Consider the following 25,202-nt stretch of genomic DNA (forward strand, 5'->3'; position numbering starts at 1 on the left):
CATTTATTCGCCTTTTTTGATTCGTTGAATGAGGGCCCATAATCCGTCCTTCGCGGCTCGCATGCGGATGATATTCCGTTCTTGATGGGGATACGTCCGCTCGATGACTTCTATTCCGTTTGGTGTCTTCACTCCGATATAGACCGTACCGATCGGACGACCCGAATTCGATGTCGGTCCTGCCTCTCCCGTGAAAGAGAGGGCGTAGTCGGCATGGGTGGTCTTTGACAATCCGTCCACCATCTCATAGGCAACTTCTTTTGAGACGACTGAGTGCTGTTCAATTGTATCAAGCGAGACCCCTAAATACCTATTTTTTAGCTCATCCGAATAGGTCACGACTCCACCTAGAAAGACGACTGAAGCGCCAGGTGTTGATGTAACCATCGATTGTACCTCACCGCCGGTCAACGACTCAGCAACAGCGAATGTTCGATTCAATCTAGACAATGTTTGGACAAGGTGTGATGCAATCGTCTCATCGTCAGAGCCAAAGTAGTACGAACCGACCCGTTTCAGGATTTCAGTCTTCACTTTTTCAATCATCTGACGCGCGGTCACCTCGTCCGTCGCACGGGCACTGATCCGAAGTCTTGCCTCTCCCGTCTCGGCGTAGGGGGCAACGGTCGGATTCGAACCATCCAATAAGTCCTTCACGGCATCATCGAGAGCGGATTCTCCAATCTCATAAAACCGTAATGATTCTGAGACGAGCGTCGCTCCTGATAGTTTCTTAGGAAACGTCGCCTCGACCAATGCTTTCATCTCACGTGGCACACCCGGTAAAAGCAACCACGTCGTATCTCCGGCAATCCACATGCCCGGGGCAAGCCCGACCGGATTTGGTAATACGTCTGCTCCGCTGAGCACGTCGGCTTGGCGAGCGTCCCCATCGTTCATCAATCGATTTCGTGACACGAGGAAACGTTGAATCGTCTCATACGCTTCCTCATCTCGCACAATCGGACGTTCGAGTAAGTCGGAAAGGACCACCTTTGTGACATCATCCGCTGTCGGACCGAGTCCACCCGTGACGATGACAAAGTCGGAACGACGACGGGCGATTTCAAACGTCTCTCGCATTCGTACCGCGTTATCCCCGACAACTTGATGATACAAGACCGGCACACCGTACTTCGACAGTTGTTCTGATATGTAACTCGCATTCGTATTGACGATTTCCCCTAAGAGCAACTCGCTTCCTACCGCAATGATTTCGGCTCGTTTCATCTCATTTCCTCCTCAACTTCAAAAAAAAGACGAGCTAGATCAACCAACTCGTCTCTGTCGACTTACATCGACTTCACAATAATCTTATAGTTTTGTGCGAAATATTCGGCACCTGAGTAAATTGTAAGTACGAGCGCCAACCACATCGCCCATTCGCCAAACGGGATCCCGACATAGCTAAAGATCGGGTTACCGAACAGTAAGAAAATGATGGCAAAGAGCTGCACCCACGTCTTCGCTTTTCCAGATTTCCCGGCCGCGACGACAATCCCTTCATCGGCAGCGACGAGACGTAAGCCTGTAACCGCAAATTCACGTGATAGAATCACGACGACGACCCACGCCGCGACGAGATCCATCTCAACGAGCAACACAAGGGCCGCCGTGACGAGCAGTTTATCTGCGAGCGGGTCCATAAATTTACCAAAGTTCGTGACTAAGTTATGCTTACGAGCCAAATGTCCGTCTAACCAGTCTGTAATGGCCGCAATCGTAAAAATCACACCAGCGATAAATTGGTGCATCGGGATATCAGCGCCTAAAAAAGCGATGTTTCCCCAATCAAAATCAACAGCGAGTAAGACGACGAATACGGGGATCAAGACCACGCGTAGCATCGTCAATCGGTTAGGTAGGTTCATATAGAACGCCTCCTCTTAGAAGGAGAGTCGACTTATTCGGCGTCGACTCTCTTTACAAAAATATTTTGTGTGACCGGAGACTCTTGAAGCTCGAGCTCACGACCGTTGACGACGATTTTCTCAACGCCTGCGATGAGTCCGATTCGAATACGCAATGTGTCCGTCTCGGCATCTTCAATGACAATCGGATTCTGTTTCGACTGGTTCGGATACTCCGGTGCGAGAAAGGCTCCTTCTAACGACGTATCACGAACACCCACGTAAGAGGCAGGTGACTCCTTCACATAAATCTCGGTCGACAGTTTCTCGTTCGTCGCGAGTTCATAAGTGATATCTGCCCCATTCGACTCCTTCACCGCAATCGGACCAGATTCCGCTGGCGGTTCTTCTTCGGTCGGCTCCTCTTCAGTCGGTTCCTCCTCGACCGGTTCATCAGCCGGGACATCCTCATTCTGGTCGACTGTGACACCAGAACTTGGCGGTTCGGTAGGACTTGCATCCTGACCACCGAAGTCGATGCTTCTCACTGCGAAATAAATCGCGGTGATGAGCAAGAAGACCGTGAGAACGAGGAGAACTTTCGGAACCCATCTCGAGACCCGACTTGTCGACTCGGAAGCCTTCGAATACGTTTTCTTCCGAGAGAGTTGAACAGACGGCTGTGCCTCGATGACCGGTAAATCTTTTGCATATGTCTCGTATAATTCATCCACATCAAGGCCGAGCGACTCCGCATACGTCTTAATGAACGCCCGTGCATAAAAAGAGCCAGGGAGATTTTTGTAATCACCTTCCTCGATTGCGATGATATAGCGCTTTTGAATCTTCGTCGTCTGCTGGATTTGGTCGAGCGTCAATCCGCTCTCCTCACGCTTTTGTTTCAAAAAAGTCCCTAGTTCTGTCACAGGGGTCCACACCTTCCATTCACATAATTATTCAAACCATTCTGACTCACGATGCGTTTCTTGTGGGATGATGATCGTCTCATCCGGATTGTTTCTCAATTCAATAATATAATCAAAGTCTTCATACACGCAATCGGTGTTTCGGACGTACAGGTCAGGGTGTTCGATGACTTTCACGGCCGGCAACCGCATGACTTCACGAATGAGCTGGCGATGTCGTTCATCCATCGTTCGGGTAGAGACGGCACCATCAATTATGTATACGTGATCGCCTTCCCGTTCCTCTTCAAATAATGAGGTCCGAACGGTCTGTTTCATCAGTGTCGAGGAAAGAAACAACCATCGTTTGTTCGCACACACACTAGCTGCTACGATGGACTCCGTCTTTCCGACGCGTGGATTTCCACGAACACCGATTAACAAATGGCGTTCTTCCTTCATCAGTTCCGCAACGAAATCGACGAGAATGCCCAAATCTTCACGGACGAAGCGAAACGTTTTTTTGTCATCACTATCATGGTCGATATAACGACCGTGACGGATTGCAATCCGGTCTCGTAACTTCGGACGGCGCAATTTGATGACGGCAATAGCTTCCATCCGCTTTAAAATATGCTCGAGTCGATGCACATGATCGGCGGCAGGTGCTTTGAGCAACATTCCCCGTCGCTGCAAATCGACCCCATTGATGGTGACGATGGAGATTTGAAGCATCCCCATGAGAGATGCGATGTCTCCGAGGATACCCGGTCGATTCTGACACAATTCATATTCGAGATACCACTCTTCGAATTTATGTTCCATCCCCAACCATCCTTTCGAGCGAGTTCGCTACCTTGCCTATTTTAAATTATTTTAGAAGAATTGAAAAGAACAGGTTTATTTACATGGATCGGATCATTGCCAACCGCCGTCGACGCGTATCACCGTGCCCGTCATATACGAGGCGTCCGGTGAACACAAGAAACGGATCGTGTTGGCCACGTCCTCTGCCGCACCGAGACGTCCAAGTGGAATGTCATCGATCACGGATTGTTTCGACTCTTCTACCGTATCATTCATTGGCGTATCAATCCACCCCGGTGTCACCGCATTGACTCGAACATTGAACGGGCCGGCTTCTCGTGCGAACGCCTTGACGAAGCCGAGCTGTGCCGCTTTGACGGTTGAATAAAACACCTCAGCCGCCGCACCGACCTCTCCCCATACACTCGAGACGATCACGATATCCACGTGATGATCGTAAGGCTTCCTTGCTACGACGGACTGGATGAGTCGGATCATTGCCCGAACATGAACATCGTACAGCCGGTCGAGCTCATCCATCGACTGGTCGACGACGAGACCATGGAGCGCATGTCCGGCCACATATACAATTCGGTCGATGTCCAGCATATCCTGTACCCATGACTCAACAGCGTCACGGTCTGTTAGGTCACAAGGGAGAATTTCTGCCGAAAGATTCTCTTCATCTATCAAATGACGGAGTCTTTCACTACCTTCGTTCGCATGCAAAATCAGTTCATCTTCACGAAAAGCGAGCGAGACGGCACGTCCGATGGTACCGCTCGCTCCAACAATCAATGTCTTCATGGTTTTTTGACGATGCATACCGTTCGTTGTTCATGGCGGAACAAGCGCTCGTATGCTTCGTATAGTTCGTCAAGTGTGATGGCATCAATCAAAGTCGGGATTTCAAACAAATTCCCATCATTGAGTGCATATCGAGAGAACTGATTTGCGATGAACTCAGGTGAGTTCAATGCTTTCAAGAACTGCCCTTGCATCATGCGTTTCTTCCGGTCGAGCGTCTCTTGACTCAACTGAAGTGGACGTTCTAACGCCTCCGTCACACGGCCGACAAACGCATTTACTTCCGACGTCTCCATCGACAAGGCGGCAAAAGCGAACGTCTCCTCTGACGTATAGTCAAACGAGAAGGCATCGTCAATCAATCCTTCAGCATAAAGTTCTGTATAAAGAGGAGCTGTCGTGTCGAAGAGCGCATGCATGAGCAATTCTACTGTCAATTCTTGCTTCAGACCTGCTTCCCCAGCTTGTGGTACATCCTTATACCCAATCATGACTTTCGGTACAGAGACGTCCATCTCGATGACCCGTTCTGACAGACGAACCGTGGTCGGTTCATCTACTGTCTCACGAGCACTCAATCGTGGTGTCTCAAAAGATTTAGCTGCTTGATTATCTCGAATCAAGGCAAACATCTCATCCGGTTCGATATTCCCGACGACGAACAATACCATGTTGCTCGGATGATAGAACGCTTGATGACAGGTGTACAAGTCTTCCGCCGTGATCTTTGAAATCGATTCGATTGTACCCGCGATATCAATCTTGACGGGATGTGTCTCGTACATCGCCTCAATTAAACCAAAATACAAGCGCCACCCCGGATTGTCTTGGTACATTTGAATCTCTTGACCGATGATCCCTTTCTCTTTCTCGACCGACTCTTTCGTGAAATAAGGGGTCTGGACGAAATCGAGCAGCGTTTGTACGTTTTCTGAAATCTTGGACGTGGCACCGAACAAATAAGCAGTCCGTGTGAATGACGTGAAAGCGTTCGCTGACGCTCCTTGACGACCAAATTGTTGGAAGACGTCACCATCTTCTTTTTCGAACATCTTATGTTCTAAGAAATGCGCGATACCATCGGGAACCTCGACCCAGTCTTCTAGTTTGAAGCGTCGGTCAATCGATCCATATTTAGTCGTGAACGTCGCGAATGTTTTTTCATATCCAGTCTTTTTCAATAAGTAAACGGAGAGGCCATTGTCGAGAACGTGATGATGTAACGTCTCTCCGACGTTAGGAAAGTCTAGTTTCATGCTTCTCCTCCTTTCAAGCAATAAACCGCTTCGAGTACCATTTCTTTCGCAAGCGCGACGACATGATCTCGCGTCGTGTTCTCAATGATCGTCATCTCTTCGTCTAACGAGAACGGACGAACGTCTGCCCCACTCATCCAAGCAATCAATTGACGTGGACTGTCTCCAAGTTGACGACGTTGATGGAACAACAACTCTTTCGTCTGTTGCAACGTCTCATCCTCAAACTCGCCCGCTTGTAAAGCGTTCAATTGCTCTTCGATGATCTGTTCGGTCTTTTGTTGGTTCGACGCATCGATACCGGCATAGACGAACAACTTCCGACTGAGGGAACTATATTGTGAGGCGGCATAGTACGCCAAGCTCTCCTTTTCACGCACGTTCATGAACAGCTTCGAGTGAGGGAATCCACCGAACAGTCCATTCACGACCTGCATGCGAATCGCCGCTTCCGTTCGTGGGTCGACATCAAGCGAATAGGCGAGATGGAGCTTGCTTTGTTTAATGTCTTGATGTTCTTCCAAACGCTTGAACTCTCCTCGACTCGCTTCTGGTAACAGGCGTGGTCGACGTGTCCCAAGAGATTCCAATGGATTGAAAGCGTGTTCGACTTGCTCACGATTGACATCCCCGACGACATAGATGTCGACACGGTCATGTTGAATCATCGATTGATATGCCTCGTACAATGATTTCGGTGTGACATGGTCGAGTTGCTCGAGCGTTCCGAGTGACGGAATCGCAAGTTCTCCTCCGAGCATTTCTTGGAGACGCTGTTGAGCGAAACGCATTTTGTCATCATAGACCGATTCGATACGCTGACGTTGCAATCGACGTTCCTGCTCGACGATGAGTGGTTGGAACGCCCCATCGTATGCGTTCGGACGAAGGAGAACGTCTTCGAGCAACTCGATTGCTTGACTCAATACGTCTTCCCCGACAAGATGATCGTTGACGACTTCGAGTTGGAATTGGATGACATGCTCCTTTCCGATTTTGGATGCACCAGCATATAAGTTTGTGTCATACAACTCCTCTAGCGGTGTGTGAAATAACTCAATGGACGGATACGTCGCCGTCGATTTCTCCATAATGAACGGGAGCAATGCCCGATCTGCGACCGTCTCCGCCGATAATGGAGCGGCGAATGACACGAGACAAGTCGTCGTTTTAAATTTCTTGGTCGGATAGACCGAGTAGTGCAATTGATGTTGGAACTGAACGATACCTTTCATCTGCCGATCACTCCTTTTTTCGTTTTGGTTGAAACACGGCAGCGCCGCGCGCATATTCTTGATCCGGCACCCCTGCCACGACGTTCGCGTAACGGGCAACCGTAAATAAATAATCACTCAAGCGGTTAAAGTAAGGCAATTGCCGGTCGGCGACTCCGAGAGCCGCTAAGTCACGCTCGACCCGTCGACAAACGGTACGAGCCACATGTAAGCTAGCTGCGGCAACGCTGCCGCCAGGAAGGATGAAGCGCACAAGTTCCGGACAGGACTCCTCCCACTCATCCATCCATCGTTCTAGTTCCGTCACGATCGACAAATCGACCATTTTTGGCGGTGCCTCAGCATACATCAGCTCCGATCCGAGGTCGAACAAGTCGTGCTGAATCTTCGTCAGCTGTATTCGGAGCGTCTCATCCTCTTGATGCGCGATGGCGAGTCCAATCTGACTATTCAACTCATCGAGATGACCCATCGCTTCAATCTGAGGATGGGATTTCTCGACACGACTACCGATTAATGATGTTTCACCCTTGTCGCCCGTTCGTGTATAACGTTTCATTCGACTCCCCCCTTAAAATGCCACAAATGGTGACTCAAGCGAGTCACCATTACGAGTTGTGTGGTTGTTCAAATGGTAAGTAAATCTCGAAGGTGGTTCCGACCCCGAGTGTACTCGATACGCTCACTTTTCCGTGATGGGCATCGACCACATTCTTCACGATCGCGAGTCCGATGCCTGTCCCTGTCTTCGAACCACTGGTCCGGGCTTTATCGGCTTTATAGAATCGCTCGAAAACGAACGGCAAATCCTCTTTTGGAATTCCGTGACCTGTATCCGTCAACTGAATCCGTAGCCCGTCCGTCTCTTCTGTGGCCTCAATCCGAATTTCTCCAGAATCGGTATGCGCGATAGCATTGCCAATCAAGTTGGTGAACACTTGCTCGAGACGATCGCCATCCGCCTCGATGAGACGGTGCGGGGCGTCGGTCTGTAAACGAATCTCTTTTTCAGATGCCATCTGATTGAACTTTCGCATGACTCGGGGCAAGAAATCACCGATATCAAACGAAGTGAAATGCATCGTCTCTTTACCCGATTCGATGCGTGCCAAATCCAACAAATCATTGACGAGTCTTGCCAAGCGGAGCGATTCATCGTAGATGATAGAGGCGAACTCTTTCGTCGCCTCGTCACTCTCAGTGATGCCATCGATGATTGCCTCTGAATACCCTTGAAGCGTCACGAGCGGTGTCCGGAGTTCATGGCTAATGTTCGCCACAAAATCGGTCCGCATCTTATCGAGTCGATGACTTTCTGACGTATCCCGGATAACAACGACAGCACCCTCGAAATCGTCTTCTCCGACGAGTGGTGTGACTGTCAGTGTATAGTACCGCTCATCCTGTTTCACTTCGATCGTCTTTTCAGACGTCCCCTCCATCACTTCCTCATAAAGAGACAATACGACTTCATGTGGTTGCCCATCTTGAAGTAATGGACTCGCTTGCGGGTTCGTGACAATCACGTTTGCATGACGATCGAGTGTGATGACACCGTCTGCCATCGAACGAAGAATCGACGCAAGTTGCAGCCGTTCCCGGTCAAGGGCATTCACATATTTCGAAAGCTGACTGCTCATTGCGTTGAAAGAAGCAGCGAGTTCGCCAATCTCATCCCGTGTCTTCGTCTCCAAACGTAAATCAAATTGCCCCTCTCCCGTCTTATTGACTGCATCCCGCATCGCTCGGAGCGGTGCCGTGATTCGTGTCGACAAGAAGAAAGCGAAGACTGTCGTGACGATGATGGCCGAAGCGACGGTCCAAAGAATGATGGTCCGTGCTCCCGCGTTCGCACTCGAGATCGCATCGAGCGGTTCGAGCAGGTAGAGCGTATACTGTCCTGTCGATAAGGAGAAGGTCGTCCGATACGCTAGCGCGGCCTGGTCGTCAAAAGATGAGAAATTCCCGATGGCCGTCTCACCGACCGCCTGATAAGTTTCCCAATCCTGTCGTTCAAGTTCTACCATCAAGCCATCCACTTGATTTCCAAAATTCGATCGGGTCGTCCCGTTCTCTAAGATATAGTTAGCCCCGTACACTTCGATGATTTGATCAATCGTCTGGGACGTGTCACCTTCATTCAACAAAACCGATTGGACCTGTCCACCGAGCTTGGCAAGATGGCCTCGTTCCTGGTCGATATGAAAGGAATTAAAAAATTCAAGCATCAACACCGAGACGATGAATAAGATGACACTGACCAAAACGAGAATCGTCAGCCACAGTTTCGTGACGATGCTGTTTCGACGAATCATCATTCACTGGCAGCTTCGAACTTGTACCCGACACCCCATACGGTCGTGATCATATGCGCCGCGTCCGGTGAGACACGATTCAATTTCTCACGAAGACGTTTCACATGCGTATCGACGGTCCGAAGGTCTCCGAAAAATTCGTAGTTCCATACTTCTTTTAACAACTGCTCTCGTGAAAAGACTTTATCCACCTGTTTTGCGAGGAAGAACAATAACTCATATTCTTTTGGTGTGAGGGCGATTTCCTCGCCGTCCACCGTGACGCGGTGTGCATCATTATCGATTGTCAGATGTGGGAAGACGATCAAATCCTTCGACTTCTCACTCGTGTGCATGAACTTCGTCGAACCAGAGCGGCGAAGCAATGCTTTGACGCGGAGCACGACTTCACGCGGACTGAACGGCTTGACGATATAATCATCCGCCCCGACTTCGAACCCTTGGACACGGTCGATTTCTTCACCTTTCGCCGTGAGCATGATGACCGGAGTCGCTTTCGTCTTCCGGAGTTCTGTACATACTTCAACCCCATCCATCTTTGGCATCATCAAATCAAGCAAGATCACGTCGTATTCGTTTTCAAGGGCAAGCGCGAGCGCCTCTTCGCCATTGACCGCTTCTTCAATCACATACTGTTCACGTTCTAAGTACATTTTCAAAAGTCGGCGAATTCTCTCCTCGTCGTCGACTACTAAAATCTTCGTTTTCTCAGCCATACCTAAAACCCTCCTAAGACCCATTACGAGTTGTAGCGAATGTTGCACAATTGTGAACATTCCACTCTCTGCCATAACTATACCACTCTATTATTTCGCTTCACAACGATGATTTGATGGACCAAATGAAAAAGAAGTCACAATTGTGACTTCTTTTACGTCAGGCATATGAATGCAGACCGGCGATGACCAGGTTGACGAAGACGAGATTGAACATGATGATGGCAAATCCACCGACACATAACCAGGCCGCTTTCGTTCCTGTCCAGCCACGCTGAATGCGCATATGCAAGTAATAGATATAAATCAACATCGTGATGAGGGCCCAAACTTCTTTCGGGTCCCATCCCCAGAAACGGTTCCAGGCAATCTGTGCCCAAATCATCGCAAAGATCAGACCACCCAGGATAAAGACCGGTAATCCAATCGCGACCGAGCGATAGCTGATTTCATCAGCGAGGTCGAGGTCGACTTTTTTCGCAAGGGGTTGAAGCGCTTCAGCGACACGTTTGCGCAAGATGACAAAACGGAGCAACACGTAAATCACAATTCCGCCGATGACCGACCAGATGAGCGTGTTCAACTTGAGTGTATTGATCCAGTTCGGGAGTTCGAGTGACAAGCCACTCGCGCCAGACACGAGTTGTGCCCCTTCTGGGACGAACAAGATCGGCATGAAATATTCATACGTCTCTGCTTGACCGCGGTCGTTCGTGAACTCGACGACACCTCCGGCACCAATCCCCTTGAATAACATCGAGACGATGATGAAGCCGAGCGTGCACATGAGGACAAACATCGTCACTTCGAGCCACGTCCGTGACTTAGACTGTTCTTTCATCGATGTTTCGTTCAATAAGAAAATGAGGCCCGATGCAAAACTGATTGCCAAAATCCCTTGTCCGAGCGCAGCCGTCGTAACGTGAATTTTCAGCCATACACTGTTGAGTGCCGGGATGAGCGGTGCGACCTCACTCGAGAACATTGACGCGAAGGCGATGACGAGTAACGCCACCGGCATCGCGAACAAGCCGAGTACATCATTTTTATAAATTCCATATACGACGAGGAACCCAAGTACCATCATCATACCGAAGAACGTCGTATATTCGTACAAGTTTGATACCGGCGCATAGCCGACACCTGCCCAGCGCATAAAGAAATATGTCATTTGAGCGACAAAGCCGATGATTGCCAAGATAAAGGCGTATTTCCCATAGGCAACACGGTTGACGTTTCGATCTTTACGCATACCACTGACGGCAATCGTAAAGAGAACCGTCGAGATTGCGTACAGGAAGAACGCGATAAACAGCATTCGGCTGCTCCATTCAATCCATTCCATCAAGATTCCCCTCTTTCATCTGTTGACTCGTTCTCCGACTTCTCTGTGAATCTCGCCTGGTCTTCCCACATCGGTAAGCCAGTTTGTTCTAATAGCGGCGACACTTCACGACGGAGCGAGGACGGGTTTTTATTCGTAAAACCGGCGACAAGCACGCCCTCTTCATGACGACGGATCCAAACGCGACGGTGTGGCCAGTACATGCCCATCGCAATACCGATCATAAAGATCGTGGCACCGACGATCAAAATCGGATAGGTGGAGTCACTCTTCACACGTAAACCACTCGTGCTCGCCATCTCTGTACCTGCAAACTGGACATCGTAGCGGTTCTCTTCATCAGCGACATTCAGACGAATGCCGATCAAATTCGACTCCGTTTCTCCTTCAGGTGATTCAACGTTGAAGAAGAAGGCCGGATTCAGTGCACGTGGTGATTTCGTATTCGGTTGTCCATCTTTCACTTCAAAGTCTGGATACAAATCTTTTAACGTGACGGTGACCCCATCGAGCTCATAAGACTTCTCCGGATTCTCCAAATCAACTTTGAACGGACCATATTCGTCGCCGGTTTCTTTATCTGCCAACATGAACGACATCGATAAGAACTCTGGACGACTTGAATATTGTTCCTGATACACTTCAAATTTATCGAACTTAAACGGGTGGTTGACTTTCGTCGAACCGACATCGACTTGTTCGAGTTGCGGCGATCCGTCCTCGTTCGTTCCCGTCTTTTTGAATAACGTCAACTCTGTCTCATAATTTTTAGGGACGGCTCCTGCTTTTTCAATGGCGGCCGCGAACTTCGCGTCCTCTTCATTGTTCTCAGGGTCGTACATTTCAAGAATGAACTGGTCGTTCCTTAAGTAGTACTCGCCGTTAGTCGCCTCTAGCGACACCGTTTCGCCTTCACGCACCCATTCGAGCGTATCCGTATGGAATGCAGGGAACACTCGCAGCATCGCCCCTAGGAAGAAGATGACAAGTCCGAGGTGGTTGACGTACGGACCCCAACGACCAAACCGGTGTTTCTCTGCTAACAGAGCATCGCCGTCCCGTTTGACGGTATATCGTTTCTTTTTAAGTGCGACTGCGATCTCGTCAATTTGAGCCTCCGTCCCATCACCTTGTCCGAAGAGACGTTGCCCCTTCATAAAACGTTCTGTCCGTCTGACCGGTTGTTTTTTAAGCGCCTTATAGAGCGGAACCCCACGGTCAATCGACACGACGACGAGTGAGAGCGTCAACATGACAATCAGACCGATGTACCACCACGATGTGTATAGGTTATGGAATCCGAGGGCGTAATAAATAGAACCCGGTGTTCCATACTCCTCCATATAATATTGTTCAGGCGGTAATTGTTGTGGGATGTACATCTCTTGAGGAAAGATTGTTCCGATTGCCGAACCGACAATAATCAATGCAATTAACCACAAACCCACTTTGACCGATGCAAAGAAGTTCCACACACGGTCAATGATCGATTTCGGACGACGCTTCGACCGTAAATCAGCGCCTTCGTATTTCATATCTAGCATCTGTGCGTCCCCCGTTCGCTTACAATGACTTCTCGGCTAGCTCCATCAATTTCTCTTTCGTGAGTTCACCTTCATACTTTTCAATTACGTTCCCTTCACCATCGATGACGAATGTGACGGGTAGGTTATAAATGCCATACGCTCCTTCGACTTCGCTCTGGGTATCCATCAAAATCGGATAGTCGAGCCCGACACCAAGGTCGTTGATGAAATTATCGACACGAAGCGGTGTCTCTCCGACGTTCACGGCCCAAAAATCGACACCCATGTCTTGAAGTGTCGCATAGTTTTCTTGTACGACCGGCATCTCTTTCTTACACGGTTCACAGAACGTACCCCAGAAGTTCAAGAGCATCCCTTTCCCTTCGTAGTTGTCTCGCTCATACAAGGTCGAACCGTCGAGTGTGACGAGCTTGAAGTTCGGTGCCTCGTCGCCCGCCTCGATACGTCCATCGTTACCCGCTTGGTCGAATGTTTGCATGATCGTAACCGCTCCCGCGAAGAGAACGACCGTCATAATCATCATCCGCCAAAATGACCTCTTTTTCTTTTTTGCGACCGCTTGTTCCATCCGGTCGTCTTTTTGTTGATCTTTTGTCATCGTTTTCACACCATCCTTCAGTTGCTATTGTACTGAAAAAACATTAAAAACGCACATTAACAGACTTTTTTCATTTTTTTGTCACACAATCTACACAATCAAAAAAATCATCCTATTTCAGGACGATTTTTTGTTGTTATTTTTTCTTCTTTTTGCCTCGTGGTTTGGGTGGAACGGTAGGGTTCGCAAGTTCACGAAGCTTACTGATTTCTTTGTGTGAAAGTTCACGCCAGTCGCCCGTGTTCAGACCGTCGAGCGTCAAGAAACCGAACTGTTCACGCTTCAGTTTGATGACCTCTGAACCAATGGCTTCCACCATCCGACGGATTTGACGATTGTGACCTTCCGAGATGACGATTTCGAGGATGGCTGTGTTCTTCTTCTGGTCTACAGACTTCATGTTCACTTTCGCACTTCCCGTTTTAAATCCGTCATCGAGTTCGACACCAGACTCAAGCTGTTTGATGGCCAAGTAAGATGGGATATTCTTCACTTTTGCCACATAGCGCTTTTGAATTTTATATTTCGGGTGTGTCATCATGTTCGAGAACTCGCCATCGTTCGTCAAGATGATGAGCCCCGTCGTGTTGTAGTCAAGACGACCGACCGGGAATACCCGTGCTCCTGGTGGGACGAGGTCTGTGATGACTTTACGACCTTTGTCGTCATCGACCGTCGATACGTAGCCACTCGGTTTATAAAGCAAATAGTAGACGTGCTCTTCTTGTTCGATTTTGACGCCATCGACTTCAATCTCTGACTTCGGTCCAACTTTCGTCCCGAGTTCACGGACGACTTTTCCGTTCACGCGGACGCGACCATCCAAAATCATTTCTTCCGCTTTCCGACGCGAGGCGACCCCCGCTTGTGCGATTACTTTTTGCAAACGTTCCATATGATTAATCCTTCTCCAATCTCTCTTCTTGCTTCGGTGATTCCTGACCGAAGAACAAATCGCCTTCGTCTGTCAGTTCATCCTCAAATGTTAATGGTGGCAATTCTTCGAGCGAGTTGAACCCGAAATGGTCGAGGAAGTGCTCTGTCGTACGATACAGCTTGGCACGACCAATCGTCTTCGCACGACCAGCCGATTCGATCAATCCTTTCGATAACAACGTATGGATGACCCGTTCGACTTTGACTCCGCGAATCTCTTCGATATCCGCTCGTGTGACCGGCTGTTTGTAGGCGATGATAACTAGCGTCTCCATCGCTGCACGTGAGAGCGCCTGCTCAGCCATCGTCCCGACATATTTTTGAATGTACGGAGAGACGTCCGGAACGGTCACGAGCTTGTAGACACCTGCCGATTCCATGAGCTGAAACGGTCGATTCGATGACTTGAACGATGTCTCTAGCTTACTGAGCTGTTCTCGTGCCGCAGCTTCTGAGATATCGAGCGTCTCGGCAAGCGCTCGTACTTCCATCCCTTCATCACCGACGACGAACAGCAATCCTTCAATAATCGTCTCATAAGACAGCAACCGCTTCATCCCCTTTCTTTGATGCTTCAATGAATGAGATTTGAATATCTTGGTCGAGTTGTTTTGTTACGACGACCCGTAGCTTGATCAGCTCAAGAAGCGCCATAAACGTCACGACGAGATCCGAGACGTTCGGTTGCTCAACAAAAAAGGCGAAAAACGACGTTTGTCTCGTCGACGATACGTGTTCATGAAGACGCGTCATCTGCTCTTCAAGCGTACGCTCTTCCCGCTTGATCGTTTTTTTGCGTCGTTCTTTCCAACGTTTCCGTTCAATCATCTTCGAATAGGCGTGGAGAAGATCCGAGAAGTTAAGTGGTCCGTCATACTTAGACACCTCTTCAGACATATAAGTCGTCAAATCTTCACCCGGTCGCGTATACAATTCAAGCCGGTGTTCTTCTTGTTCACGCATGAAGACGACCGCTTCTTTATATGCTTTGTATTCAATCAATTGACGAATGAGACCTTCACGCGTCGGTTCCTCACTGAAGTCTGGAACCTCTTCATCCTCGACCGAAACTGGCGGTAACAATTGTTTGCTCTTCAATTGGAGCAACGTCGCCGCCATGACCAAGTATTCACTGGCCACATCGAGTTCAAATTTTTGCATCGTGCGAATATAGCCGACATACTGGTCAGTGACTTCTGCCACGGAAATGTCGACGATATCAATCTCCATTTTTCCAATCAAATGGAGCAACAGGTCGAGTGGACCTTCGAACGTATCAATTTTAACGTTATAGGCTTCCATAGAGACACCTGCCATTTTACATTTTTGCGCTTTAGTATAACATGTTTTATAACACCGTGGACACGAAAGGAGAAAATTGATTCATGACCCCTTTTATTCATTATACGTTGCTTTTTGAATGTCATGCCGATTATTTCGAATGTCATGAGGTATTAGAAGAGGCGTGGCAGGCAGACGGACGCCGTCACCACGGCTATGCAGCGCTCATCCAATATGCTGTCATCCACTATCACCTCCGGCGCGACAATTTGGTCGGCGCAAAAAAGAGCTTGCGACTCTTACGTCGAAAGATTGACATCGCTTCTCCTTATTTAAATGAGCTCGGTCTTGACGTCGACTCCTTCGTCGCACAACTTGATGAATGGCCGTTACACACGAAGCTCCCATTACAACAGGATGTTCGTGACACGGTCGAATCACTAAAACCGACGTTCCCGTCGACGGACCTGTCGTTCGAGCAATTGGTCCACAAGCATCTGCACCGTGATCGAAGTGAGGTCATCACGGAACGGGAGCTGGCACTTTTAGATCGTCAACGAACGAGGAATTCCGCTAGCCCTTCTTGAAGTACATGCAAAACCCCCGCAGTCACAATCGTGATTACGGGGGTTTTTGTCATCAGACGACTAATTGATTCCATTTATCCAATAAATCGCCCGTCTTGCCTGTACCGGTTAGCGTCAAATCAAGTGGAAGGACGTTTCTCACCTCGTCTAGAAGCTCGTAAGAACGTTTCTCGCCACGGAATGATGGCGACAAGGCGATATGGTCGATGACCATTGTCGTCCCTTGTTGCTCCATACCAATGATACCAACGAAGTCTTCACCGACTTTCCACAAATAGAGGAACTTCGACTCCTCCTCGTCATACGATCGGACGAGTTCAAGCAAGCTTAGCGGAGATTTGTCACTGCATGAGAATGCGAGTAGACCCATCGCCGTCTTTTCATAAGAACGTTTATATTTGACCAGCATCGCTGGGTTCACCACCTTTTGTCATTCAAGTTTCACGACGTGAACACGTGAGAGACATGGTTCATTGTGCCATACCCTTCAGGCAAAAATCAATTCTCGTCCCAAACCTTCACTTCTGCCATCTTCGTACCTTGACGAAGTTTGACGGCATGCTCAAGACCAGATGTCACTTTACCGAATACCGTATGGACACCATCCAAATGCGGTTGTGGCTCATGGACGATGAAGAACTGTGAAGACCCTGTGTTACGACCTGCGTGGGCCATTGAAAGTGAACCCGCTTCATGTTTGTGCGGGAACGATGTCGATGTCTCACAAGGAATCGTATAGCCAGCACCGCCCATTCCAGTTCCTTGTGGGCAACCACCTTGGCTGACGAAACCAGGGATGACACGGTGGAACGTCAATCCGTTGTAAAACCCACTGTTCGCAAGTTTTTCGAAGTTTTCGACCGTGATCGGTGCTTCACCGTGGAATAAATCAAATTCAATCATTTCGCCATTTTCAAGTTTCATAGAACCTTTTTTCATGTTTCAAGCAACCCCTTTTTCATAATATGTATCCTGCTGTTTGACACTCACATTACCCATCTTATCAAAAAAACACGTCTGTCTCCACTTTTTTGTGGAAACAGACGTTCTGCCTTATTGAATCACTGCGTGAACGAGTGGACGTGCCTCTGGTTTCGTTGCACCGATCGTATACGCATGGTCTAAACGCTCGATGGCTGAAGACATGTCTTCGATGTTCGAACGGAGTACCGCGATCACATCGCCTGCCTCGACACGGTCGCCGACTTTCTTCTCAAGCGTGATGCCTGCCGCGAAATCGATTTTGTCTTCTTTTGTCGCGCGTCCTGCACCGAGAAGCATCGCCGCAACACCCACTTCGTCTGCGATGATCGACTCGACATAACCTGCTTCTTTTGCGACGAATGTCGTCTCATATGAAGCTTGTGGTAATTTCGTCACATCATCGACGAGTGATGCGTCGCCACCTTGTGCTTCGACGAACTTGCGGAACACCTCGAGGGCGTGTCCATCGGCAATGCGCTTCTCAAGGTCGGCATACGCCTCTTCAAACGTCGGATAAAACTCACCGAGGACAGCCATATGTCCAGCGATCGTGAGCGCGATTGTTTTCAAATCTTCGACTTCTTTACCTGAGAGGACTTCAATCGCTTCTTTCACTTCGTTCGCGTTCCCAATTTCAAAACCGAGTGGTTGGTCCATATCCGTGATGACCGCGACCGTCTTACGGCCGACATTTTTCCCAATTGCGACCATTTCTTCGGCGAGGGCTTTCGCATCATCAAACGATTTCATGAACGCACCAGAACCTGTCTTGACGTCAAGAACGATACTGTCCGCTCCAGCTGCAATCTTCTTCGACATGATTGAACTTGCGATGAGCGGAATCGACTCAACCGTAGCCGTAACGTCGCGAAGCGCGTACAAGCGCTTATCCGCAGGCGTCAAGTTCCCTGTCTGACCGATGATCGACATCTTGATATCGTTTACTTGTTTCGTGAACTGCTCTTCCGTCAATTCTACATTGAACCCTGGGAATGATTCGAGCTTATCGATCGTACCACCTGTGTGACCGAGACCGCGACCACTCATCTTCGCGACAGGGATGCCGATTGAAGCAACGAGTGGTGCCACGATCAAGCTGATCTTGTCACCGACGCCGCCCGTTGAGTGCTTGTCGACTTTTTTCCCTTCGATATTTGAAAGATCGATCGTATCTCCCGACTTCACCATTTCCATCGTCAAGGCAGCCGTCTCGTTTTCAGTCATCCCGTTAAAATAGATGGCCATCGATAAGGCTGACATTTGATAGTCAGGAATTGATTCGTTCGTGAAACCTTCGACAACGAAGCGAATCTCCTCTTCGTTCAATTCTCCACCGTTACGTTTCTTTAAAATCAAATCGACCATACGCATAACTGTCGTCCTCCTAAAATTAAGTTACTTACATGCTTTTAATCGTGCCACGTACGAGAGAGAGGAAGTCTTGACGAACGCGCTCTGTCGTTTCGATGACTTCTTCATGGTTGAGTGGTTGTTCTAAGATGCCTGCTGCCATGTTCGAGACACACGAAATCCCGAGGACACGCATATCCGAATGACGCGCGACGATGACTTCTGGAACGGTCGACATCCCGACGACGTCTCCCCCAAGAAGACGGGCCATTTTGACTTCAGCCGGTGTTTCGTAGGTAGGACCTGTGTTTCCGAAGTAAACCCCTTTCTGTACAGAAAGTCCAAGGTCTGACGCGACGCGTTCTGTCAATTTCACGAGCTCTTTATCGTACGCTTCTGACATGTCAGGGAAACGTGTTCCGAATTCACTCGCGTTCTTACCGATGAGCGGGCTCGTACCGAAGAAGTTGATATGATCTGTGATGATCATCAAGTCGCCTGGGTTGAATGACTCGTTACACGCTCCTGCCGCGTTTGTGACGATGAGAGTCTCGACACCGATCAATTTAAGGACACGTACAGGGAACGTCACTTGTTCCATCGAGTATCCTTCATAGAAGTGGAACCGTCCTTGCATGGCGACGACTCGTTTCCCTTCGAGCTCACCGAACACGAGTTGACCCGCATGTCCTTCGACAGTCGATACCGGGAAGTGTGGAATCTCCTCATAAGGAATCGCTACCGGGTTCTCAATCTCGTCCGCGAGGACTCCAAGTCCCGAACCTAGAATGAGTCCGATTTCTGGTGTACCGCCCATACGCTCCTGCAAAAACGCTTTTGTTTCGTTCCAATTTACCATGAATATTGCCTCCTCAAATTTCGTTTAAGAAACTCTTTCCGTGTGATGGTGCCGCGACGTCAAAGTTGTCAGCGACGGTCGCCCCGATGTCCGCGAATGTTCCGCGAATACCCAAATCGACTGCCTTCGCTCCGTTGTGATGAACGATGAGCGGAACGTATTCACGCGTGTGGTCTGTCCCAGCATGAACAGGATCATTTCCGTGGTCAGCCGTGATGATGAGTAGGTCATCTTCACGAAGACGCTCCATCACTTCCGGTAGGCGAGCGTCGTACTCTTCAAGCGCGACCGCATAGCCTTCCGGGTCACGGCGATGACCGAATAATGCGTCGAAGTCAACTAAATTCAAGAAGCAGAGTCCTTCGAAATCTTCCTCGAGCGACTCGACCAATTTGTCCATGCCGTCCATGTTCGATTTCGTGCGGACCGCTTTTGTCACGCCTTCACCATCGTATATGTCGCTGATCTTCCCTAATGCGATGACTTCTTTCCCAGCTTCCTCGAGCGTGTTCATGACGGTCTTGCCGAATGGTTTCAGTGCGTAGTCGTGACGGTTCGCCGTACGTACCCATGCTCCTGGTGTCCCAAGGAACGGGCGAGCAATGATTCGTCCGAGCATGTACGGGTCTTCACGTGTGATTTCACGTGCGTATTCGCAGATGCGATACAATTCATCAATCGGCACAATCTCTTCGTGTGCTGCGATTTGAAGAACCGAGTCGGCAGATGTATAAACGATGAGGGCGCCCGTCTTGACATGCTCTTCACCGAGTTCGTCCAAGATTTCTGTTCCGGACGCCGGTTTGTTTCCGATGATTTTACGTCCGCTGAACTCTTCAAGACGGTGAATCAAATCGTCTGGAAACTCCTCAAACACGCGGAATGGTGTATCGATATGGAGCCCCATGATTTCCCAATGGCCCGTCATCGTATCCTTACCAGCTGAGATTTCTTCCATACGACCATACGCGCTCGGCGTCTCCGACACGTCGATTCCTTGAATCGGTTTAATGTTCGCGAGTCCGAGTTTCCCCATGTTCGGCATGTGCAATCCGTTATGTTCACGAGCGATATGTCCGAGCGTATCCGCCCCTTTGTCACCGAACTGTTCAGCATCTGGTGCTTCACCGATCCCGACCGAGTCCATGACCACTAAAAAAATACGTTTAAACTTCTTCACAAAAAATTCCTCCTTTTCAATGTCTAGGCACGAGGGTGATGCTTGCGATACACATCATGTAGCCGCGACTTATTGACGTGTGTATACACTTGCGTCGTCGCTAAATCCGCATGACCGAGCATTTGTTGAATGGCACGTAAGTCTGCACCGTTCTCGAGTAAGTGTGTCGCAAAGGAATGACGGAGAACGTGAGGTGTGATCTCCTTATCAATTCCGGCAAGCTTGGCACGTCGTTTGATCATCTTCCAAAATCCTTGACGACTGAGCCGTCCTCCTCGGCCGTTTAAAAAGAGCGCTTCGGTCTCTCTGCCGCCGAGCCCGTTTCGAGCTTGTTGAATATATCGCTCAACAAACCCTTGCGCGACCGACGAAACCGGAATGATTCGTGCGCGCTCGCCTTTCCCTTCACATTGTAGATACCCCAATTCGAACTGCAAATCATCCAAATCAAGACCTAAAAGTTCACTGACCCGCATTCCGGTCCCGTATAGCAACTCCAGCATGGCACGGTCCCGTAGTGAGAGCGGGTCGGATGTCGGGACGCTATCTAAGAGACGCTCGACTTCCTGTTGCGACCAAGTATCCGGAAGTTGCTTTTCTGCTTTCGGTGTCTCTAGATACAGAGATGGATCGGTTGTCGTGACCCCCGTCATTTTTAGATGATGATGGAACATCCGGATTGAACTGACAGCTCGTCTCAAAGAGGACGAAGCACGTCCCGCCTGTGACAGTTCTTCGATATGCTTTACGATATGAGAACGTGTCACGTCGTTCCAATCTTCCACGCCCAACTGGTTTAAGGTCGATGCGTATTGCGTCAAATCGCTCGCATACGCCTGTCTCGTGTTGGCGGACATCCGCTTTTCAACCGTCATGTACTGAAGAAATGACTCGATATGCGAACGCATCATACCCTCCTCCTTCCTCGTTTCACCTGAATACGCTTACAGCATATCATTTATGTAAACCGTTGTGAAGATGTCTGACCTCATTTTTTATTCACTTTTTTGTGAACGTTTACGTGTCGAAAATACATCTCAGAATTCTTATTTTTCTGGCATGTTCAAATGAAAAGCGATATACTACAAGCGACTTAAATATATGAGCGATCTATCACACATTGAAAAAGGACAGATGACCTGTTGGGGTCGTCTGTCCTTTCTGCATTAACCGTTGATGACTGCTTTATGACCTTCGAGTGTGACGCCTTTTGCTTGGCATACTTTACAGATGCCGTGAAACGTCAAGCGATGGTCTTTAATCAAAAATTCGTATTTACTCTCGACTTTTTTCTCAACATCGACGAGCAAGTCTTCCATGATTTCCTCGACCGATCCGCATTCGACACAGACGAGATGGTGGTGCGAATGGTTCGCCCCTTCTGGACGTAAGTCAAAGCGTGCAACTCCGTCACCGAAGTTGACTTTATCGACCACGCCGAGCTCTGTCAATAATTCTAATGTGCGATAAACTGTTGCGAGTCCAATCTCTGGTGCGATGCTCTTGACGAGCATAAAGACGTTCTCGGCACTCAAATGGTCACTCTCATTCTCAAGTAAGATGCGAACCGTCGATTCACGTTGCGGTGTCAATTTATATCCTTTGGCGCTCAATTGCTGTTTAATTCGTTCAATTCGCGTTTCCATAAGGCGCCCCCTCTTTACATAGTTCACTACACAAAGCATACCGAAGTTTTAATCAATTTTCAATTTAAAATCATTACTATGTAAGTTTACCATATAAAATTTCAGATTAGAATTATTTTAATCTAGACAATTGCCACCATTGAATCGCCATGATTGTCTTCGCGTCGGTAATGATGCCTCGGTCCAGTAAATCGACGGCTTCATCAAATGAATATCGTTTCACATTTAAAAACTCATCTTCGTCAAGGTTCATCTCGCCCGCTGATAATCCTTTCGCGACAAACACATCGACTCGCTCACTGCAAAAACCCGGGGCTCCGTAGAAAGAAAAAATCTTTTCGAGCGACTCCGCCGTATATCCGGTCTCTTCAGCCAACTCACGTTCGGCACTCGATACCGGTTCTTCCCCTTTTTCAAGTTTGCCTGCTGGGATTTCAAGCGACATCGATTCAAACGCTTTTCGATACTGCTCTACCATGACAATTTTGTCCGATTCATCGATGACGAGCACGGCAACAGCTCCATTGTGATAGACGAGTTCTCGCACAGACGTGTTTCCATTCGGAAGGGAGACGACATGCTTTTCCACATCGAAAATCTTGCCTTTATAGATGACTTCCCGCTCAATCGTTTTTTCTTCCATATGATTACTCCTCACTTTTCGATATACTCTGATTATGAGTCAAACCAACATTTCGAACAAGGAGGAATCCATATGAGTGAACTCGGACTCGGAACGATGACGATTTTGAAACATGGGGAGATTGAGGCGAAGAAGATCCTAGAGACGGCCATTCAATCGGGGATTCGCCATATCGATACAGCAGATGTCTATGCACGACGAGCTGTCGAGCGCGTAATCGGGGAAACGTTAGGTCAGGAACGAAAACAGCTCTTTTTAGCGAGTAAAGGTGGAAACGAACTGACTGAGGACGGGATGCGTTGGAATCCTAATCCGTCGTACTTAGAGGAAGCGTTACACGGATCGCTCGAGCGATTGCGAACCGATTATCTAGATTTATATTATATTCACGGTGGTACGCTCGAGGACAATCTCGACGCAACGATTGAATGGGCGCAAAAACAAAAGCGTGACGGTCTCATCCGACAAATCGGACTCTCGTCGATTCGACCGAACGTCATCAACCATTGGGTCAAATCCGGTGCACTCGATGTTCTCATGACGCCGTATTCACTACTCGACCGCCGGGCAGAGACGCTCGACGTCTCGATCCCCATCGTTGGCCGAGGGGTTCTTGCCAAAGGCCTATTAACGGATGAATGGGAGACGCGTCTTGGAGATAAGGGATTTGAGGCGTGGCGAAAAGAGGAACTCGCAAGTGAATTGGCGATGATGCCGACACCGATTCAAGCCTATGCACTCGAAGCTGCAAAACGGTTCTGTGACGTCGTCTTACCAGGCGCCTCTTCAGTCAAGCAATTGAACGAAACGATTCGTTCATTTGAGACCAAAACCGATGATGAAGTGCTTGATCGCTTACTCGCTCGTTTACCGGTTCACCCATACACAAAACACGTGACCTGATCCGCTCAGGTCACGTGTTTTTCGTTGCGTGCTTGAATCTGTTCGATCGCCCAATCCGCCCATCCGGCATAGTTCTCCATCATTCGGATCGCATACTCGCTCGTCAGCAAATAGCCAAGTGTATCCTCGTCCGATTGATGTTCTTCTTGAAATAGTCGAATCTGTTGTGCGACCTGCTCATGGTGTGCCTTTGTCTCTTCGATATATCGGACCGCTTCTTCAACCGGCAACAATTGAAGCAGACTGACACGCAGGAGGTTTTCATCCTTCATTTTCGGTTGGAACGACGTTGGTTGACGTAACCAATTGATTAACTCCTCACGTCCTTGATCCGTGATGGAGTAGATTTTTTTGTCTGGCAACTCCTGTTGTGAGACATGTTCCGCCGAAACGAGTGCTTCTTCTTCCATCTTTAACAGTTCCCGATAAATCTGTGTATGATGGGCGTTCCAAAAATGAATCATCTGTGCCTTGAACGTCGCGTTCAAGGCATACCCGGTCGCAGGCTGATGGGTCAATAACCCGAGCAATGCGTGACGTAACGCCATATCCATCACCTTTTCCTTCTCATGCTATTTTTATTAGTGTATCACATTCTCAAACGGTTTCGAGAATGCCAATCTGTTGACGACCCGTTAAAAACCCGACAAAATAGATAGAAGAAAGGAGAGTTGTCTATGCAACCGATTCATTCATCACAACAATTTGACGAAGCCACAAAAGATCACGGAATGGTGGTCTTCACTACATCATGGTGCCCGGACTGTAAACGTCTAGACATGTATGTCGATGAGCTCGTCAAGGACTATCCACAATTTAACTGGCACATCGTCGACCGCGACGAACTCCCAGAGCTATCTGATGCGCAAGAAGTTCGCGGCATCCCTTCACTTCTATACTATAAAGACGGGGTAAAACAAGAACACCTCCACTCGGCAAACGCCAAGACGGAGATGCAAATTCGTTCATTCCTCGATACGATTCAAGCATGACCTGATTCCTGCAGACCTATCGGCTGCAGGATTTTTTTGTACATGCCTGTCTCATCTACAACTATACTGTAAGAAATAACCAAACGAGAAAGGAGAATAATCATGATTCGAACCAGCCTTTTTACCGCACTCTGTTTCGCCATCTTCATGTTAGTCGGCTGCACACAAACATCCTCCTTATCATCCATGCCACCGGATGATGAGAAAGCCATCATAAATAGTGCAATTGAATATCTAAACAATATGGATTGGCTACCGATCGATGAAGACGGGAAACAGGCCACGATTCAATCCATCACAGTCGACGATCGTTTTGAATTAGTTGATTCACGTTTTGAAGGAACACAGGCCTGGATAGTCACGTTTCCTTCTGATTCACAGCGCACGGTCGAGATTCCACAAGTGCTCGTTGAATCGGAATCGAACGAAGTGATCGGCTATTTGCCAAGCGAATGACGCT

29 protein-coding genes are annotated in these 25,202 nt (G+C 48.7%); 4 read left to right on the forward strand and 25 right to left on the reverse strand.

The genetic code is table 11. From position 1 onward, the window contains the following. Nucleotides 1-3 precede the first annotated feature (3 nt). The 16 genes from KNO71_RS00660 to KNO71_RS00735 all read right to left on the reverse strand — a co-directional run bounded on the left by KNO71_RS00660 (nucleotide 4) and on the right by KNO71_RS00735 (nucleotide 15,619). A complete protein-coding gene (locus tag KNO71_RS00660) occupies nucleotides 4-1,230 on the reverse strand; it encodes a competence/damage-inducible protein A (RefSeq protein WP_214686901.1) in 1,227 nt (408 codons plus the stop codon). 62 nt (nucleotides 1,231-1,292) lie between these two features. Continuing rightward, nucleotides 1,293-1,871: a CDP-diacylglycerol--glycerol-3-phosphate 3-phosphatidyltransferase gene (pgsA, locus tag KNO71_RS00665; protein ID WP_074036832.1), complete on the reverse strand. Its 579-nt coding sequence runs from the start codon at nucleotides 1,869-1,871 to the stop codon at nucleotides 1,293-1,295. A gap of 32 nt (nucleotides 1,872-1,903) precedes the next feature. Continuing rightward, nucleotides 1,904-2,776, reverse strand: a complete 873-nt coding sequence (locus KNO71_RS00670) for a helix-turn-helix domain-containing protein (RefSeq protein WP_214686902.1) — start codon at nucleotides 2,774-2,776, stop codon at nucleotides 1,904-1,906. A gap of 27 nt (nucleotides 2,777-2,803) precedes the next feature. Then, nucleotides 2,804-3,580, reverse strand: a complete 777-nt coding sequence (locus KNO71_RS00675; RefSeq protein WP_012726484.1) for a YmfK family protein — start codon at nucleotides 3,578-3,580, stop codon at nucleotides 2,804-2,806. Between the two features lie 93 nt (nucleotides 3,581-3,673). Further along, nucleotides 3,674-4,387 (reverse strand): elongation factor P 5-aminopentanone reductase, encoded by a 714-nt coding sequence (gene ymfI / locus KNO71_RS00680; protein ID WP_230872818.1) that lies wholly within the window; start codon nucleotides 4,385-4,387, stop codon nucleotides 3,674-3,676. Continuing rightward, the gene (gene yfmH / locus KNO71_RS00685) at nucleotides 4,366-5,625 is read right to left on the reverse strand and encodes an EF-P 5-aminopentanol modification-associated protein YfmH (protein WP_214686903.1); all 1,260 of its coding nucleotides are present in this window, start codon (nucleotides 5,623-5,625) and stop codon (nucleotides 4,366-4,368) included. The genes ymfI and yfmH overlap by 22 nt, the downstream gene beginning before the upstream one ends. Next, on the reverse strand, nucleotides 5,622-6,860 hold the full coding sequence (gene yfmF / locus KNO71_RS00690; RefSeq protein ID WP_214684093.1) for an EF-P 5-aminopentanol modification-associated protein YfmF: 1,239 nt from the start codon (nucleotides 6,858-6,860) through the stop codon (nucleotides 5,622-5,624). Before yfmF ends, yfmH begins: the two co-directional genes overlap by 4 nt. 7 nt (nucleotides 6,861-6,867) lie before the next feature. Then, the gene (locus KNO71_RS00695; RefSeq protein ID WP_214684091.1) at nucleotides 6,868-7,419 is read right to left on the reverse strand and encodes a cob(I)yrinic acid a,c-diamide adenosyltransferase; all 552 of its coding nucleotides are present in this window, start codon (nucleotides 7,417-7,419) and stop codon (nucleotides 6,868-6,870) included. 49 nt (nucleotides 7,420-7,468) lie between these two features. Further along, nucleotides 7,469-9,178, reverse strand: coding sequence for a HAMP domain-containing sensor histidine kinase (locus KNO71_RS00700; protein ID WP_143180242.1), 1,710 nt, complete (start codon nucleotides 9,176-9,178; stop codon nucleotides 7,469-7,471). Further along, a complete protein-coding gene (locus KNO71_RS00705; RefSeq protein ID WP_012726490.1) occupies nucleotides 9,175-9,891 on the reverse strand; it encodes a response regulator transcription factor in 717 nt (238 codons plus the stop codon). Before KNO71_RS00705 ends, KNO71_RS00700 begins: the two co-directional genes overlap by 4 nt. 160 nt (nucleotides 9,892-10,051) lie before the next feature. Continuing rightward, entirely contained in the window at nucleotides 10,052-11,236 is a 1,185-nt protein-coding gene (gene ccsB / locus KNO71_RS00710; RefSeq protein WP_031423441.1) for a c-type cytochrome biogenesis protein CcsB, read from the reverse strand. Further along, nucleotides 11,236-12,780 carry a cytochrome c biogenesis protein ResB gene (gene resB, locus KNO71_RS00715; RefSeq protein ID WP_078147051.1) on the reverse strand — a complete coding sequence of 515 codons (1,545 nt, stop codon included), beginning with the start codon at nucleotides 12,778-12,780 and terminating at the stop codon, nucleotides 11,236-11,238. Before resB ends, ccsB begins: the two co-directional genes overlap by 1 nt. 19 nt (nucleotides 12,781-12,799) lie before the next feature. Further along, entirely contained in the window at nucleotides 12,800-13,381 is a 582-nt protein-coding gene (resA, locus tag KNO71_RS00720; RefSeq protein WP_047795228.1) for a thiol-disulfide oxidoreductase ResA, read from the reverse strand. 136 nt (nucleotides 13,382-13,517) lie between these two features. Continuing rightward, entirely contained in the window at nucleotides 13,518-14,276 is a 759-nt protein-coding gene (locus KNO71_RS00725; RefSeq protein WP_214686905.1) for a pseudouridine synthase, read from the reverse strand. A gap of 4 nt (nucleotides 14,277-14,280) precedes the next feature. Continuing rightward, complete coding sequence (gene scpB / locus KNO71_RS00730) at nucleotides 14,281-14,874, reverse strand: SMC-Scp complex subunit ScpB (RefSeq protein ID WP_074036818.1); 594 nt, start codon at nucleotides 14,872-14,874, stop codon at nucleotides 14,281-14,283. Beyond that, complete coding sequence (locus KNO71_RS00735; RefSeq protein ID WP_078147052.1) at nucleotides 14,852-15,619, reverse strand: segregation/condensation protein A; 768 nt, start codon at nucleotides 15,617-15,619, stop codon at nucleotides 14,852-14,854. The genes scpB and KNO71_RS00735 overlap by 23 nt, the downstream gene beginning before the upstream one ends. A gap of 83 nt (nucleotides 15,620-15,702) precedes the next feature. Between KNO71_RS00735 and KNO71_RS00740 the strand changes: the two genes are divergently transcribed. Next, nucleotides 15,703-16,185 (forward strand): DUF309 domain-containing protein, encoded by a 483-nt coding sequence (locus KNO71_RS00740; protein ID WP_078147053.1) that lies wholly within the window; start codon nucleotides 15,703-15,705, stop codon nucleotides 16,183-16,185. Between the two features lie 52 nt (nucleotides 16,186-16,237). Here the strand turns inward: KNO71_RS00740 and KNO71_RS00745 are convergent, their stop codons facing one another. From KNO71_RS00745 to KNO71_RS00780, 8 genes are all read right to left on the reverse strand, one after another. Then, nucleotides 16,238-16,594, reverse strand: a complete 357-nt coding sequence (locus tag KNO71_RS00745; RefSeq protein WP_031423428.1) for a GCN5 family acetyltransferase — start codon at nucleotides 16,592-16,594, stop codon at nucleotides 16,238-16,240. A gap of 89 nt (nucleotides 16,595-16,683) precedes the next feature. Beyond that, nucleotides 16,684-17,124: a peptidylprolyl isomerase gene (locus tag KNO71_RS00750; RefSeq protein WP_012726499.1), complete on the reverse strand. Its 441-nt coding sequence runs from the start codon at nucleotides 17,122-17,124 to the stop codon at nucleotides 16,684-16,686. A 114-nt stretch (nucleotides 17,125-17,238) separates the two neighbouring features. Continuing rightward, the gene (locus KNO71_RS00755) at nucleotides 17,239-18,540 is read right to left on the reverse strand and encodes a pyrimidine-nucleoside phosphorylase (protein WP_012726500.1); all 1,302 of its coding nucleotides are present in this window, start codon (nucleotides 18,538-18,540) and stop codon (nucleotides 17,239-17,241) included. Nucleotides 18,541-18,568: 28 nt separating this feature from the next. Further along, nucleotides 18,569-19,378 carry a purine-nucleoside phosphorylase gene (locus KNO71_RS00760; RefSeq protein ID WP_214684087.1) on the reverse strand — a complete coding sequence of 270 codons (810 nt, stop codon included), beginning with the start codon at nucleotides 19,376-19,378 and terminating at the stop codon, nucleotides 18,569-18,571. A 13-nt stretch (nucleotides 19,379-19,391) separates the two neighbouring features. Further along, nucleotides 19,392-20,558, reverse strand: coding sequence for a phosphopentomutase (gene deoB, locus KNO71_RS00765; protein ID WP_214686907.1), 1,167 nt, complete (start codon nucleotides 20,556-20,558; stop codon nucleotides 19,392-19,394). A 23-nt stretch (nucleotides 20,559-20,581) separates the two neighbouring features. Then, complete coding sequence (gene xerD, locus KNO71_RS00770) at nucleotides 20,582-21,466, reverse strand: site-specific tyrosine recombinase XerD (RefSeq protein ID WP_214686909.1); 885 nt, start codon at nucleotides 21,464-21,466, stop codon at nucleotides 20,582-20,584. Nucleotides 21,467-21,724: 258 nt separating this feature from the next. Further along, on the reverse strand, nucleotides 21,725-22,204 hold the full coding sequence (fur, locus tag KNO71_RS00775; RefSeq protein ID WP_012726507.1) for a ferric iron uptake transcriptional regulator: 480 nt from the start codon (nucleotides 22,202-22,204) through the stop codon (nucleotides 21,725-21,727). A gap of 112 nt (nucleotides 22,205-22,316) precedes the next feature. Continuing rightward, a complete protein-coding gene (locus KNO71_RS00780) occupies nucleotides 22,317-22,847 on the reverse strand; it encodes an NUDIX hydrolase (RefSeq protein WP_214686911.1) in 531 nt (176 codons plus the stop codon). A 72-nt stretch (nucleotides 22,848-22,919) separates the two neighbouring features. Here KNO71_RS00780 and KNO71_RS00785 point away from each other — a divergent pair, with 72 nt between their 5' ends. Beyond that, nucleotides 22,920-23,750: an aldo/keto reductase gene (locus KNO71_RS00785; RefSeq protein ID WP_214686913.1), complete on the forward strand. Its 831-nt coding sequence runs from the start codon at nucleotides 22,920-22,922 to the stop codon at nucleotides 23,748-23,750. A 5-nt stretch (nucleotides 23,751-23,755) separates the two neighbouring features. Here KNO71_RS00785 and KNO71_RS00790 read toward each other — a convergent pair whose 3' ends face one another. Then, the gene (locus tag KNO71_RS00790) at nucleotides 23,756-24,304 is read right to left on the reverse strand and encodes a PadR family transcriptional regulator (RefSeq protein WP_082131999.1); all 549 of its coding nucleotides are present in this window, start codon (nucleotides 24,302-24,304) and stop codon (nucleotides 23,756-23,758) included. A gap of 123 nt (nucleotides 24,305-24,427) precedes the next feature. On the opposite strand from KNO71_RS00790, the gene KNO71_RS00795 reads away from it, so the two are divergent. Together KNO71_RS00795 and KNO71_RS00800 are read left to right on the forward strand one after the other, a co-directional pair. Continuing rightward, on the forward strand, nucleotides 24,428-24,742 hold the full coding sequence (locus KNO71_RS00795; RefSeq protein ID WP_074033245.1) for a thioredoxin family protein: 315 nt from the start codon (nucleotides 24,428-24,430) through the stop codon (nucleotides 24,740-24,742). A 102-nt stretch (nucleotides 24,743-24,844) separates the two neighbouring features. Then, nucleotides 24,845-25,198 (forward strand): outer membrane protein assembly factor BamD, encoded by a 354-nt coding sequence (locus KNO71_RS00800; RefSeq protein WP_214684077.1) that lies wholly within the window; start codon nucleotides 24,845-24,847, stop codon nucleotides 25,196-25,198. The last annotated feature ends 4 nt before the right edge of the window (nucleotides 25,199-25,202 follow it).

It is taken from the genome of Exiguobacterium sp. s163, assembly GCF_018617135.1.
GTDB lineage: Bacteria > Bacillota > Bacilli > Exiguobacteriales > Exiguobacteriaceae > Exiguobacterium > Exiguobacterium profundum.